We start from the raw sequence: 14,957 nt of genomic DNA, 5'->3' as shown, positions 1-14,957 counted from the left end.
GCAAATATAAGTGATTGAGATGGCCAGTTTAGAAATTTCACTATTATCCGGAAAAACTCAAAAGATTGAGTTATCCAAAAAACAGCCAATATCCATTGGCAGTCATACTTCGAATGATTTGCAGATTGAAGGTGTTGCATCAATGCAATGCCGTATAAGTTGGAATAAAAAAGGATATGAAATTCTTGCTGCAACCAGTGATGGGATTGACGTCAACGGAACAATGTCCGGAAGGACGCTCTTAAATGATGGTGATTTAATCCGGATCGGAGAAGCGGATATACTGTTTGTAGACGAAGTCGATCTACTTGATTTGTCTTCTCCACTACCTGACACTTCCAACGACAAAAATGAATCATCAATGTATGATCTGCAGCCGATCAGCGAGAACGAGTTTGAAGCTGAATTGCGTTCTCCTTCAAAACCACAGGAAAAAAGCAGTACACTCCGTTCCAAATCTTCCAAAGAATCATCCAGGAAACAAGAATCGAAATCTGCAAAAAACAAAGTCTCGAAGTCTAGAAAAGAAAAAAAGGCACCCAAAGTAGAACCACCGCCAGTCGAAGAATTGCCTGCCGATGATGATCTCGACCTGGAGTCTGCTGCAGAACTACTTGAAGATGTAAGTTCTAAAGAAACTCCCCAAGCTCCTGAAAGCACTTTTTTATCTCGCACGAGTGATCATGGTTCAGATGAATTAGAAGGTGCCAATGAAACAACAGATACTGAAGACAAAAGTACGCTTTCATTAAAGGATCGCATACGTAAGCGAGCTTCAAAAAATGCTGTACGTCCCGGGGAACGTCAAATCACCCGCTCTCCTTTAGTCCTCTCACTCACCGGTGGTGGTATTCTTTTAGCGCTCACAGCACTGACTTTCTGGTTCATTATTGGACGCGATACTGCCAAACGACACTTTGACGCGGCCGTCCAGGAAATGGAAGCGGGGAAATACTCCCAGGCAATACAGCTCTTCGAAAATTTCCAGGAAAATTTTAGTAAAAGCGATTATGTCGATGAAGCACGTATCTTTCTCAGCAAGTCATTAGTGGAGAAGGAAATTTCGGGATCAACACCAGCCTGGAAATCAGGATTGGAGGCGACTGATAAATTCATCAAAAAGCATAGAGATGACTCTGACTTTAAAAGCCAGCACTCAACAATAGCCGATTATGGACAGCGAATTGCACTCGGATCTGTAGAAACAGCCAGCCGAACGAAAGATCGTGAATTGTTAGTGGTATCAAAGAATGCCGAGAAGATACTGACTCGATATAGCCCTCAAGATGTACCTCCAACTGAAACTTTAGCGAAAATCAAAGCCGGTTATGAAAAAGCAGAGGCCGAAATTCTGAGGAAAGAGGTATTTGATGTCGCAGTCTTGGAAATTGAAGAGTCAATCAAACAAAAAGATACTCTAAAAGCATTGAAACGCAGACGGCATCTGCTGGATCGCTATCCGTATTATAACAATGATCGCAAGATGTCGACCGTACTTGATCAAATTCTCGAAGTCGAAAAAGGTCTCATCAAAATAAATAACGAACCTGTTGCCGCTTCGAATGAAGAATACCCTGAAACATTTCCGCAAGTCGTCACATTGGCACTGCATACTCGCTCTCGCTCCAATGCAGTTTCGGACGGACGAAACGTATTCGCATTGGCCAATGGTAGTTGCTTTGGGATTGATTCCATTACAGGAGATCCTATCTGGCGACGTCCGATTGGCTTGGATGCACCCTTTGCACCATTGACTGTCACAGGAACCGAACCCGCCTTACTCCTCTATGATTCGAGACATCAGGATCTGGTTTGTGTCTCACAAAAAAATGGGAAATTGATCTGGCGTCAAGCATTACCCTCTCGACCGACGGGACAACCATTGATACATCAGGGGCTCATTGTCATATCATGTGAATCTGGTGATTTGCTCAGCCTTGATTTGATCAGTGGTAATCGCATTTCTCAACTTAAGTTTGCTCAGCCATTGATCGGTGCTCCCGGACTGGTCTATGGAGAACAAGCCGTCGCCGTCGCGGGACATGAAGCTGTTATTTATCTTGTTTCATTACGTCCTTTTGAATGTAAACGCGTCACAGCGATCGGGCATCGACCGGGAACGATACGGATCCCTATTATTCCAATGGGAAAACTACTGATGGTTTGTGAGAACGACCGCGCAGACTCTGCTCTACTGCATATACTGGATGGAAATGGTGAGAATGCCTCTCTCAACGAACTGGAGCAATTCCGTATTAAAGGTCATGTGCAAAGCCCACCTGTGCTACGTGGCAAACAGTTATTTTTACCCACTGTTCCAGAACGCATTACAGCTTTTACGGTGACCGATGAGGAAGGTAAAAGAAAACTGACTGAAATTGCCTCGTATCAGTTACAAGATCCACTTTCATGCCAGATCTATCTGTCGGCCGGTTCCGGTGGACAACTTTGGATGAGCAGTTCTGCATTACGCAAGTTTACGCTTCTCAATTCCGGTATCAAACTAGACAAGAAAAAGATTGCCGATGGCCTGGGAGCACAACCGATGCAGTTGATTGGCAATAATCTGTATCTTGCCCGGCGACTCCTCTCCTCAAACTCGGTCATTTTTACGATCGCTAATCGCGATGAGATGAGCAGTTCCTGGAAATCGATTCTTGGCACAGACATTCTGGCAACGTATTCGTATGGTGAAAATGGTCTGGTTTGCGTCACATCTGATGGTGATATTTTTCGACTCCGTGGTAAAGATTTTGGTCCCGATGGCACAAGTTTCAGAGAGAGAACCATCACCCAGCTCAAACTCCCCGAAGGGCTGACTGAACCACTTAAAACGACCCAACTGTCTGATGGTAAAATTGCAGTCTACTGCGGCTCCCCGGAACCGACACTCTGGATTCTCAATTCATTTGGCCAACTGGAACAAACAATACCATTGAAAGCACCTTTAGACACAATGCCGATTCTAATCGGAGATGGGATCGCACTTCCGTTCCATAAAAAAATCTCGGTATACCGTAAAGGACGAGGTTTAAACACCGTACAAGATTTTGTTCTGCCAGATGATGTTGATGCAAAAGTCAATTGGAAGCAACTCATTCCCATTTCGAAAAATCAATGTATCGCATTAACTTCCAGCGGCCAGATTTTTACTTTGCAATATCGAACAACTCCCGCACGTCACCTCGCTGTTGTATCAATGACTGACAATAAACAACCCATCGATTTTAATGCAGGGATTAGTAAGAATTTCATAGCCATTTCAGATGCCTCAGGACAGCTACAATTACTTGATGCCAAGACTGGTCAACAAACAGGAAAACTCCAAATAGCATCTCCGTCTGCCAATGATCTCTGGATCACAAATAATCTCCTGTTTGTAGAATCGAAACAAAAATTAAGCTGCTTCGATATCAGTAACGGCCTGAAAAAACGGTGGGACTTAAAATTGTCTGATTCTTCCCTCGCAGGTCAACCCGCCATGTATGAGGATCAAATCTTACTAACTCTGCGCAACGGCACATTAATCACAGTCGAAGCCAAAACTGGAAAAATTCAAACAGAATTTAACACCCCCCTCCCCACGAGTGGAGCCACTGTGAATCTGGATCAGATAATGCTGGTACCAACTGTGGATGGAAGCCTTTATCGTATCGATCAGGTCCTGCAGCAGAAAGGACAGGCTTCGCTATGAGTAATTTAACAAACAGAAGTCTCTGTTTTTGTATTCTGGTATTGGTTCTCGTTTTGTCGGGATCAACATCAGTTTTGGCCCAAAAAGAGAATCAGTCAGACAAACCGACAAAGTCTGATTCTACTAAAACAGATTCAACACAAACCGAAGAAGAGGAAGTAACACCTTTACCTAAAATAGAAGAAATGCAAGTTCCTTCTATGGATGATCTGTTGAAAAAACCACCTGTAGACTGGATCGTCTTGGAAAACGATCGTGTTCTCATCGTAGAACCGATCTACCCTCGCCCCAATACTCTGCAACAACTCGATGCGGCACTAAAAGAAAGCTATAGCTGGCCTAAGCCAAAGAGCAAAGAAGAAATTGATGAACAACGAAAAATGCGTGCTGCTTTCAATTTTATCCAATTGACACTAATCGATGAAAAAGAAAGCCCTGAGTATCAAATTCAGAGAAAAAACGTCAAACAGGTCGTTCATCATGAAGACCAGATCCTGATGCGAATTGATGAATTACTGAAATCCAATCAATTACGCTTGGCATTTGAACTGCTTTTAGTCCTGGACAGAAAACATCGCGACTGGCCCGGGTTTAATCAAAGGCAACAACGACTGCTTTTTCTGGAAGCTAAAGATAAGCAAAAACTAAAACAATTTGAAATCGCAATCGCGTTTATTGAAGATCTGCATCGTCGGTCACCTGAATACCCCGGCTTAAGTCAGCTCGCCGGTGAAGTGATTGACGTTCTGATCAAGCAATCGGTAAAGGAAGGACATTTCCGAAAAGGTCACTTTTTTTTGAAGCGTCTGGCAAGCATGTTTCCCCGGCAAAAAATCATTGCGATCTGGGAGGAATCCTTTCTGGCCCGCTCGAATACAATTCTGAACAAAGCAGATCAGCAAGCAAAACAGAACGATTATCAAAGTGCGATTCAGTTCGCGATGGACGCTTCCATTGTCTGGCCAATCAATCCTCGCTTGCGTGAATCATTATTACGTTACCATAACCGTTATCCCGTCATTAATGTCGGCGTTCTCGAGACAGCTTTCGATAAAACTCCGTTCTTTCTGGAACGAAACTCGACGCGCCGACATCGGAAGTTAACACAAATCCCCTTATTTGAAGTCGCTCGTATCAATCAAACTCCCCAATATCAAAGTCGGTTTTTTGAACAGTGGGATCCAACAGATCTGGGGCGCCGTGCGGACTTTATTTTGAGACAATCGTACGCATCCTGGGAATCGCATCCCACTATGATGGCTGCTGATATCACTGAGTTCCTCCGAAAGAAAATCACCCCGGGAAACAGTCAATATGACGAACGATTCGACAGCTATGTTCAATCAATCACAGCGACCAGTCCCTTTACCTTTAGTATCTTTTTTGATCGAGTCCCTTTACGAACAGAGAGGTTATTAACGCTTCCCATAGAAGCCAAACCACTCTGGGAGGCAGTATCAACCGATATCAATTCAGAAAATGCACGCAACCCCAAGCAACCGGAGATCTTTGTTTCTAATCGTTTTATCGTAGATGAACAGACACCGAACCAGGTACGTTATGTTCGTGCTATTCCTGAGCCAACCGGATTACGCGATTATAATCTGGCTCAGATCAATGAAATTCGCTATCCCAATTTTGAAAAGTCATTTCAGGCCTTATTACTGGGAGAAGTGTCTGTACTCCCGTTTCTTCCAGCTAAACTGGTCTCTTATTTTCAAGAACAGGAAGAATTTAACGTCGTCCAGAGTGCAATCCCTTTATCACATGTTTTGCAATTCAACCCGGAAAGTAAGCCACTCAAAATCATTGAGCTACGCAGAGCACTCGCCTATGCAATCGATCGCAGGAAAATTTTGACGGACACCCTGTTGCATCAATCTCAACTTTTGAACGGTCGCTTGATCACCGCTCCTTATTACACAGGGCTACAAACTTATAACCAGCAAGTTCCTCAACGTGAGTATAATTTTCCTTTAGCAGTTGCGTTGGCTGTCGCATCCCAAAAGAAACTGGGAGGAAACATCCCAACACTGCATATGCTCTGTGATCCTAATCCGGAAACGCAGGAAGCAGCGAAGGAATTAATCAATGCCTGGTCACAAATTGGTATGAGAGTCACACTCATTCCCAATACACCAGTCGAAGCTGAGAAGAAAAATTTGAATTGGGACATCGCCTATCGTACTGTCACCATGACAGAACCAGTTATGGAGCTCTGGCCATTCCTCACTGTTGGAAAGGGAGCCCAAATTGAATCACTCGAAATTTTTCCTGACTGGCTGAGATTAAAATTGATCGAACTGGATGAAGCAACCGACTGGGAAACAGCAACGGCACTCATCAAAAGGTTGCAGCTGCAATTATATTCAATGGCACATATTGTCCCATTATGGGAAATCGACCAGTTTCATGTATTTCGGACGAACATAAAGGGCTATGCAGATCGTCCTCTTAATTTTTACGACAATGTAGAACAGTGGGTTGTAACCCCTGTTTTTCCGAATGTGGATGCATTCACACAAAAATAGTTTTGACTTAAATTAAAAATAGATTTCGTTTTGGTAAACTCATGTTTTCATTTGATTGTGCAAAATTGATTCAAGTAATCGTTCTCTTTTGGGGATTTGTTCTGTTCCCAAGCTTGAATTCATTTGCACAAACAGAAAAGGCTTCCTCAAAATCAATTGAACCGCAACATGTCAGCCTTAGACCATATAGAGTCAGAATTGATATTTCGTATGATCCAAAAGCAAGCCTGACGTCTTCTGATCACCTGCGAATCCAAAGCCAATTAGCACAGATGATAGAACGATCGGTGGGTGAAAAGTGGAAACTCAAGAATAATGCTACAGATCAAACGAATTCAAAAACTGCAATTGGAATCTATCAAAATAACTGGCTGGCACTTTCTTCAAGTGAAGGCCTGCAACGCTTACAACCAGTTGCCATTCTGAATCGTTATCCTGATTTTCCCTTTGACAAGTTGTTTCTGATTGCGATTGAACCAAAGGGAATTGGATATCAAGTATCTGGAAGAGAGTTTGATTCTCTCTCGCAAAGGCTGGGGTCTGTTTCAATTGAAAACACATTTGAAAAATCTTTTCTCGGTGATACGATTTTTCATTCGCTACTCAACGTATTCTCACCTGTTGTCTCAATTGAATCTGTCATCGAAAATCAGGTCACAGTGAGCGAACAAGCGAGTCAATACTTGACGCCAGACCCCATATTAGGAATGTCAGAGAAAGACGTCTATTTCACACCTTTCTTTCGATATTTAAATCGAAATCGAGAAGTCAAAAACATTCAGTTTATTCCCTGGACTTATCTCATTTTGGAAGAAATGAATCGCAAGTACGCAACCTGCTCCCTTTCTTCAGGACTGCGCGGAATTCTCAGTGGAAGTCGGCGAAGAGTCGAAACGCTTGCCATACGAGTCAAGCCACAATATCCACAAACCAATCTCGCTTTGATTCCCCGTGGTAAATCCACACAATCTTACGCAGGCATGAGGGTACAACTCTCTCCTTTGAATCCTCAGGAGGTGAGACAGCGGCAAATCGCAGCCAAAAAACAAAAAGAACAAACGAAAAAGCCAGTTACAAAACCTTTGGATTATATAACCGAACAATATTTAACAAATCGCAGTGGAAAAATCACACTCCAAACGGATCCAAAACAACCATTGGTCTGGCTTTACGTTCGTAGCGGCAAAGCACTTGTTGCCAATGTACCTTATATTCCCGGCATCGACCGCGATGTTTCAATCCAAGTTCCCGATGACAGGATTCGATTGAACGTGGAAGGAGAGCTGGCAGTTTTGAATGGAGAACTGATCGAAGCGGTTGCCTCTCTTTCAATGAAAATGGCGCGCATTCGCAAATGGGCCAAAAATAATGAATGGACGAAAGTGAATTCAGGCATCAAAAAACTGGAAAGTGAGATCTCCCCAAAACAGATTTTCCAGGAAAAGCTGAATGTCATTCAAGTGACTGCGGTGGAAGCAGCTCAGAAACAGAACAACAGAGCCGCACAATCCCGAATTGCCAGCTTATGCCGGGACACAGCTTCTCGAATTGATCGATTCCTGGATCCAACCGGTATCATCGATTTTAAAACAGAAATCCAGGACTTGAGACAACTTCAAGAGCAGGCCCCCAAACGCTAATACCATCTCTATAGAAGGCCGCCCCCTGTCTCAAAACGGCTTATTACAGGTTCAAACAGGTACGATTCACCAAGCATCCTGCCTCAAGAAGTTTAAGAACTCATTCCCAGATTTGTAGAAAACGATATGAGTATAATTCATATAATCGCTATAACTGCTTCTTTTTAAGAATTGCTTAGCTGAATCCCATTCATTTTTTTCAGATCAGAGCAGAAACGCCAAAACAATACGCTAAGTTTTAAGTGTAACTCTTTCAACGGATAGCGATTTTTACGTCCCGTTCACAGAAAGAGATTGAAACAAAATGTTCCCCCATTGATCCCTTCGCAAGGAATAGCGATGCTTGTACTCAGCCGAAAAAAAGATGAAAAAATCATCATTGGAGATTCGATCACACTGATGGTGATCGAAATTAAAAACGACAAAGTTCGTCTTGGAATTGAAGCCCCCAAAGATGTTACCGTACACCGGGAAGAAGTGTATGCGGCAATCAAAGAACAAAGTTTGAACAAAAACTCAAACTTTCAATCTCCTTGATCATTACCTCACTTTGTCGAAATTCAGCCAACACTCAAAAGACATCGATCAACTGTCTTGCGCCTGAGCCCACATCTGATCGAACAGTTTTCGCTGTTCTGCCAAGGCTGCAACAGTCTCTTTCTTAGGTTGCTTGCCTTCTTCAAGCATCAACCAGCCTGTGTAGTTCACACCTGCCATCAACTCAAAAAATTGCTTGTGTGGATAGTCGGAATGAATCAGATCGTGAATATGCGTTGTAGCCCCCAGACGGTCTTTTACCAACGCGAAGTTTTCTTCAAGCCCTTTCCCTTCCAAGTCCTGCTTATTGCAATTCCAGCAAATCGCCACATTAGGATGGTCGGCAACGTCTAATATCTTCCGAATTGTCGGAAGATGTGCACATTTACCATGTACTTCCAGACGAATCTGTTGCCCCCAGTCTGCTCCATATTTTCCAACCTGGTTTAAAGAACGTCCAATCTGCTCAATGGTCTTTTCCTTTGAGACACCTTTATGAAATGAATCCGGTTTCACTTTTACACCGGTGCCTCCCACATCGTGACTCAGTTTGATGAAGTCTTTCGTGTCTGCAATTGCTTTCTTGAGGACACCTGGATTGGGATTGTCAAATCGCTCATTACTTCCAATGCCTACTAACGTAACCGGACTGTCGGCAAACTGTTGAGCGACTTCCTGTCTTTGTTGTTTGTTCAGCGTGCGCTCGACACCGTGTGCATGTGTCGTTCTTAGTTCTACCCCCAATACATTGGCTGTTTTACAGTTTTTGAGCAGAGTCGGCAGATCCCAATCCTTTGCCCATTGATAAGTAACGAGACCATATTGTGCCTGGCGAGCCGGCTTTTTACCCGCAAAGACAGTACCAGACAGACCTCCCCCCAGTGCCAAAGCCCCCCCTAATGCGGTAGTTTTCAAAAAGTCACGACGAGAGTAGAATTCCATGATCGCTATCTCCGGAGTATCTATTTAGATTGAATGATTCATTTTCATTAAAAAAACTTTACTCTAAACACCCGGCAAGTCCGAACCTGCCACCGTTATATCTTATTATTACAGCGACCTCTTACAGATTACAATTGTCTTTTACAGAGTTTTCAGACCAGAGCCGCCATACGAAGATACTGTGCCACTTTACAATAAATCCTCTACTTTTTATAAACAAGACAATAGAGGTTCAATCAGTGGATTTACTTCTTTTGCCGGAGAATATTTCAGTTTACATCAAAATTCTATAACGCATCCAATTTGACCGTAACGGCTTCATAGCTATGATACGAGATCCAAATTGCCCTGAAGGCACCATAATAAACCTGGACACAGGCTTGATTAATTGAGAGAAAGACCATGGACCAAAAAACACCCGAAAAATTTACGTTTCAAGCAGAAATCAAAAAACTATTAGATCTGCTCTCTCACTCACTTTACCAAAACCGTGAAATCGCCATCCGAGAGCTCATATCCAACGCCTCTGATGCATTGGATAAATTCCGATTCCTCTCTTTGACGGAGGAAACCGCAAAAGAAGAGCAACCCCTGGAAATTCGTCTCGAACCGGATGAAGAAAACAAAGTTCTGGCAATCTCCGACAATGGCGTCGGTATGACACATGCAGAATTAATCGAGAACATTGGCACCATTGCCCATAGTGGTTCGCTTGATTTTTTGAAAAATGCAGCCGGTGATGAGAAAGAAGAAGTTTCTCTCATTGGAAAATTTGGCGTCGGATTTTATTCTGCCTTCATGCTCGCCGATAAAGTTGAAGTTTTGACGCGCAGCTACCAGGAAGAATCTGGCTGGAAATGGGAATCAGATGGCACAGGTGCATTCACAATTGAAGCACAAGAGGGACTGGAACGTGGAACATCGATACGATTGCACTTACGCAAAGACCTCGACGAATACACAAGCGACACACGCCTCAAATTTATCCTGAAAAAGTATTCCACTTTCGTTCCCTATCCTATCAAACTCGGCGATGAACTTGTCAACGATCAGCCTCCCATCTGGCTGGAACCGAAAACACAGCTCACACAAGAACAATATGATGGGTTTTATCAGTATTTGGCGCATAACGGAGAAGAACAGGCACGCTGGCATCTGCACCTGAGCAGTGACTCTCCCTTTCAATTTCACAGCATCTTATATTGTCCACAAACCAATCTCGAATTGATGGGCTTTGGTCGTACCGAACATGGCATCAGCCTCTGTGCAAAACGCATCCTGGTTCAAAATGACAACAGAGATTTATTGCCTGAATATCTACGATTCATATATGGAATTGTCGATTCGGCAGACCTGCCTCTGAACATCTCGCGTGAATCGCTGCAGGATAACACCATATTCCGTAAGATTCAAAAAGTGTTAACGAAACGAGTACTCTCACATCTGGCCTCCATTGCCAAAGACGATGAAGAAAAGTATTTGGAATTCTATCGTCAATTCGGCAGCAGCCTGCGAGAAGGGATTGGCACTGACTTTGAAAACCGTGATGCCATTGCCAAACTTCTGCGTTTCCCATCCTCTAAAGGGACTTCTGAAAATGAACTCGTTTCGCTAGAAACATATCTTGGGCGAGCTGAAGAAAACCAAAAACAAATATATTATCTCGGCGGTCATGATTTCAATACGATTGCCAAGAACCCGAATCTTGAGATCTTCCGTAAGAAAGGTATCGAGGTTTTCTATCTGGCAGATCCGATGGATGAGATCGTACTCTCAAACCTGGCGAAATTTGAAGATCACGATATTATCTCCATCGACTCTTCAGAGGTAAAACTTCCTGGTGAAAGTGAAGAGAAAGCAGACTCAGAAGAGGCATCGGAAAAGAAAGAAGAGCATAAGGAGCCGGTCTCTCTTGAATTCGAGAAAGTCCTTTCGTTATTTGAAGAAGAACTCAAAGACGATGTCGAATCGGTCACAAAATCAGATCGTTTGACAGACAGCCCCTGTTGTCTTGTCATGCCGGAAGGCGCTATCAGTTCTCAGCTGCAAAAAGTGTTGAGCATGAACAATAAAGATTTCCCGACGACAAAACGGATTCTGGAAATCAATCCTGATGCAGAATTGATAAAGCGTCTCTGCACGCTCTCTTCCAACACAGATCAACATGCCTTTATCAAGCAATGTGGCCGTCAACTCTTCTGGAACGCTTCCTTGATGACGGGAATCGCAACAAGTCCTGATGAAATTACGAGCAACATCCAGAGTATGATGGAAGAACTGGCTCAGAAGCGTTCGCCCATAATTACCTAAGGCCAATAGGTTGCTTTCTCACTCTACTCACTGCGGCTCTGGTTTGGGAGCCGCAGTGTAGTAATACATGTTCGGGACATCGGGGTGAAACAGACCCACTCGGTTCCAGGGTTTTAACTTTGTTTCTGCGTTCAGAATCGCTTGTTTGATTTCATCCGGATTAGACACATTTTTTTCTTGTATCTGAGAAACTTCATTTAGCCAACCGCCGATGATGTTACTCAAGTCAACATCATCAGCACATAAAAACAGTGGCCTCTTTTGCTCGTTACATCGTTGATGTTCAAAGCTGGTCGCAGCAGCAAAATAAAACAGGGCGCTCGTTGTAAATAGATCAAACTGTTTCAAACTCCGATAACAACAGGCAACCAACGCATCGATCAATTTCAACTCCGCTTGAATCGACTCTGAATAGTGCGATAAGGCAACAGACAATTCATCACTGTTTCGCCAGCACTGTTCCAGAGTCATAACGAGACGCTCAATCCCACACAAAGTATGGGCAATCCCGGTACTATGTAAGGGGTCAACAAAACCTGCCGTATGCGGTAACAGAGCCCAGTTGGGACCTGCACATTCCTTCCAACCACGCTGCAACCTGCCTGTAGAACAAAGACCGAATTCCGGTGAAACGATTGATGCTCCCTCGAATTGCGATAGAATTGACGGATAGCGGCTCAAAAGATTCTGCCACAGTTCAATGGCTGAAAGAGCATTTTTAGCTGAGTCTAAAACAAAACCAGCACTGGTAATATCATTATTAAAACGTAATTGCCACATCCACCCTTCACTCAATACGTGATGTAATGCCGCCTGATCGCAGTCAAAAGGATATTCTGATCGATCAAATTCATATTGATCTAATATTTCTGACCAGGGAGTGACGTTTTCAAAATGCCCGTAGACCGCTGTCGAACAGGATTCAAACACTGTTTGACGTTCCACACCCAAAAAGTCAGGCACAACGCCCATCGCCCCCGTCGCATCGATGAGAAATTGAGCTCGAAAATCGAAGCGTTCCCCTCTTCTCTCTGCCTGGATTGTCCAATCATCGGATTGAGCCAGAACCACTTCAGTCTGATCCAGATAAACGACACTCGACTTTTGAACTTCTTCCGCGAAAAAATGATCGACATCGGCCCGAAACCAGTGTGTATCAGCTGATGCTTCATCCAGGTTTGCTGTTACCAGCAACTCGCTACTGTGGTTCGATTTTTGTCGAAAGAACTGCTCTGGCTCGTGAGCAAAATAACTGAATCCACGTTTGATTCCACAGGCCAATTGAGGATATCGTTCCTGCCAGGTCCCATACTTGCAAAATGGCTGAAATTGTGGAAGATCATAGTTCTCGGAGAGCGATTCCAGCAGATAGTCGGCTATGGGAGTGGAAGATTCACCAATGGAAAAACGGGGGTGCGTTCCCCGGTCAATCAAAGCCACGTTGCGACCGATCTGATTCAGCAGCAATGCTGTCAGACTTCCCCCAAAGCCAGCTCCCAAAATAACAACATCAAATTGCTGCATTACTGTTAATCTTCTCTGAACAGACTATGATAAATCTTATATAAATACATTTTAACCAATTGCCAACTTATTGGCAGGCTTACAAGGATACGTCATGGCAACACAACCAGTTCTTATCAATGGTCAATGGATTTCTTCAACGGGATCAAATACTTTTCAAGCAACAAATCCGGCAACGGCTGAAACTTTGGAGCCACTCTATCCCGTCAGCCCCTGGAATGAAATTGAAGCAGTGATTCAGGCTGCTTCAGATGCGTCAAAACAAACGCGAGGTTGGTCTGGAGAACGTTTTGCTGCCTTTCTCGAATCCTACGCGGAGGAAATTGAAAAACGGACTGAAGCGTTGGTCGATACAGCGCACCTGGAAACCGGCTATCCTGAATCTCCCCGTTTGAGAGACGGCGAACTCCCCCGCACGACCAATCAATTGAGACAGGCCGCCACTCATGCCCGTGAAGGCTCGTGGGCAATGCCAACCATTGATACCGCAACCGGTATCAGCTCCCTATTTGGCCCCATTGGTCCGGTCGCCGTCTTTGGTCCCAACAATTTCCCTTTCGCTTTTAACAGTATCGCAGGAGGCGACTTCGCTGCAGCGGTGGCAGCAGGAAACCCGGTCATTGCCAAAGGACATTCTTCTCACCCTGGTACCACGCAGATCTTTGCGGAAGCTGCTGACACTGCCGCAAAAGCAACAAATATGCCCACAGGGTTCGTTCAACTCATCTATCGCACCAGTCATGAAGATGGTTGTCGACTTGTTTCGCATCCTCTCATGGGAGCCATCGGCTATACCGGTGGTCGTAGTGCCGGATTGACGATTAAAGAAGCAGCCGATAAAGCAGGCAAACCCGTCTATCTGGAATTGTCGAGTATTAACCCTGTATTTGTGCTACCCGGAGCTTTAAATGAACGCAGCGCTGACATCGCCGAAGAATTTAAAGGCAGCTGCCTGATGGGAACCGGACAGTTCTGTACCAATCCGGGACTGGTGATCTTAAAAGCAGGCGCTTCCGCAGACACATTTATTCAACAGGTGACCCAAAAATTTGAAGAAGCTCCTGCAGGAATATTACTCAGCAAAGGAGGGCAAACAGGTCTTGAAGCGGGGATAGCGGCAATCGAGGCGGCAGGCGCCACCCTGGTTACCGGCGGCACCGCATCTGACGGCCCCGGTTTCTCTTGTGCGAATACGCTGTTAAAAGTCAGCGGTACTCAATTTCTTGCCAACCCATCCTCATTACAGGAAGAAGCATTTGGAAACAGCGCCTTATTCGTCATCGCGGAATCTGAAGAGGAGTTAGCAGAAATCGCAGAATGCCTTGAGGGAAATCTCACCGGCTGCATTTATAGCCATACCGACGGAAATGATGACACACTTTATGACCAGATCGCGCCAGTCTTACGGCAAAAAGTTGGTCGACTGTTAAACGATAAAATGCCAACGGGGGTCGCCGTCAGTCCCGCGATGAATCATGGCGGACCGTTCCCCTCAACGGGACATCCGGTATTTACGTCGGTGGGGATTCCCGCTGCAATTCACCGTTTTTCGATGCTCCAATGCTATGATAATGTTCGCCCTCATCGATTACCGGAAGCGCTGAAGCCACAAAATTCTAACTCAAAACAATGGCGATACATTGATGGAATGTACACAACAGACGACTATTCTTCATAATTGATCATCCCCAGTCCTGGAATCATAGCATGCCAAAATCACTGAGAAATAGAGACTTTTTCGGAAGATGACGATTGAAAGAATTCTTTTAGCTGATAAGT

8 protein-coding genes are annotated in these 14,957 nt (G+C 44.3%); 6 read left to right on the top strand and 2 right to left on the bottom strand.

The annotated features are described in order from the left end of the window. The first annotated feature begins 19 nt into the window (after nt 1–19). The 4 genes from V144x_RS12950 to csrA all read left to right on the top strand — a co-directional run bounded on the left by V144x_RS12950 (nt 20) and on the right by csrA (nt 8,402). Nucleotides 20–3,694, top strand: coding sequence for an outer membrane protein assembly factor BamB family protein (locus tag V144x_RS12950; protein ID WP_144985575.1), 3,675 nt, complete (start codon nt 20–22; stop codon nt 3,692–3,694). Next, the gene (locus V144x_RS12945; RefSeq protein ID WP_144985574.1) at nt 3,691–6,225 is read left to right on the top strand and encodes an ABC transporter substrate-binding protein; all 2,535 of its coding nucleotides are present in this window, start codon (nt 3,691–3,693) and stop codon (nt 6,223–6,225) included. The genes V144x_RS12950 and V144x_RS12945 overlap by 4 nt, the downstream gene beginning before the upstream one ends. A gap of 272 nt (nt 6,226–6,497) precedes the next feature. Continuing rightward, nucleotides 6,498–7,865: a hypothetical protein gene (locus V144x_RS12940; protein ID WP_144985573.1), complete on the top strand. Its 1,368-nt coding sequence runs from the start codon at nt 6,498–6,500 to the stop codon at nt 7,863–7,865. 339 nt (nt 7,866–8,204) lie between these two features. Next, nucleotides 8,205–8,402 (top strand): carbon storage regulator CsrA, encoded by a 198-nt coding sequence (csrA, locus tag V144x_RS12935; RefSeq protein ID WP_144985572.1) that lies wholly within the window; start codon nt 8,205–8,207, stop codon nt 8,400–8,402. Between the two features lie 48 nt (nt 8,403–8,450). Here the strand turns inward: csrA and V144x_RS12930 are convergent, their stop codons facing one another. Beyond that, nucleotides 8,451–9,344 (bottom strand): sugar phosphate isomerase/epimerase family protein, encoded by an 894-nt coding sequence (locus tag V144x_RS12930; protein WP_144985571.1) that lies wholly within the window; start codon nt 9,342–9,344, stop codon nt 8,451–8,453. A 402-nt stretch (nt 9,345–9,746) separates the two neighbouring features. On the opposite strand from V144x_RS12930, the gene htpG reads away from it, so the two are divergent. Further along, entirely contained in the window at nt 9,747–11,654 is a 1,908-nt protein-coding gene (htpG, locus tag V144x_RS12925; RefSeq protein ID WP_144985570.1) for a molecular chaperone HtpG, read from the top strand. Between the two features lie 27 nt (nt 11,655–11,681). Here the strand turns inward: htpG and V144x_RS12920 are convergent, their stop codons facing one another. After that, nucleotides 11,682–13,178 (bottom strand): NAD(P)/FAD-dependent oxidoreductase, encoded by a 1,497-nt coding sequence (locus V144x_RS12920; RefSeq protein ID WP_144985569.1) that lies wholly within the window; start codon nt 13,176–13,178, stop codon nt 11,682–11,684. A 94-nt stretch (nt 13,179–13,272) separates the two neighbouring features. Between V144x_RS12920 and V144x_RS12915 the strand changes: the two genes are divergently transcribed. Beyond that, nucleotides 13,273–14,856 (top strand): aldehyde dehydrogenase (NADP(+)), encoded by a 1,584-nt coding sequence (locus tag V144x_RS12915; RefSeq protein ID WP_144985568.1) that lies wholly within the window; start codon nt 13,273–13,275, stop codon nt 14,854–14,856. Nucleotides 14,857–14,957 lie beyond the last annotated feature (101 nt).

The organism is Gimesia aquarii, assembly GCF_007748195.1.
Lineage (GTDB): Bacteria > Planctomycetota > Planctomycetia > Planctomycetales > Planctomycetaceae > Gimesia > Gimesia aquarii.
Note: the sequence above shows the minus strand (reverse complement) of the source record. Positions and strands in the feature narration are given on the sequence as shown.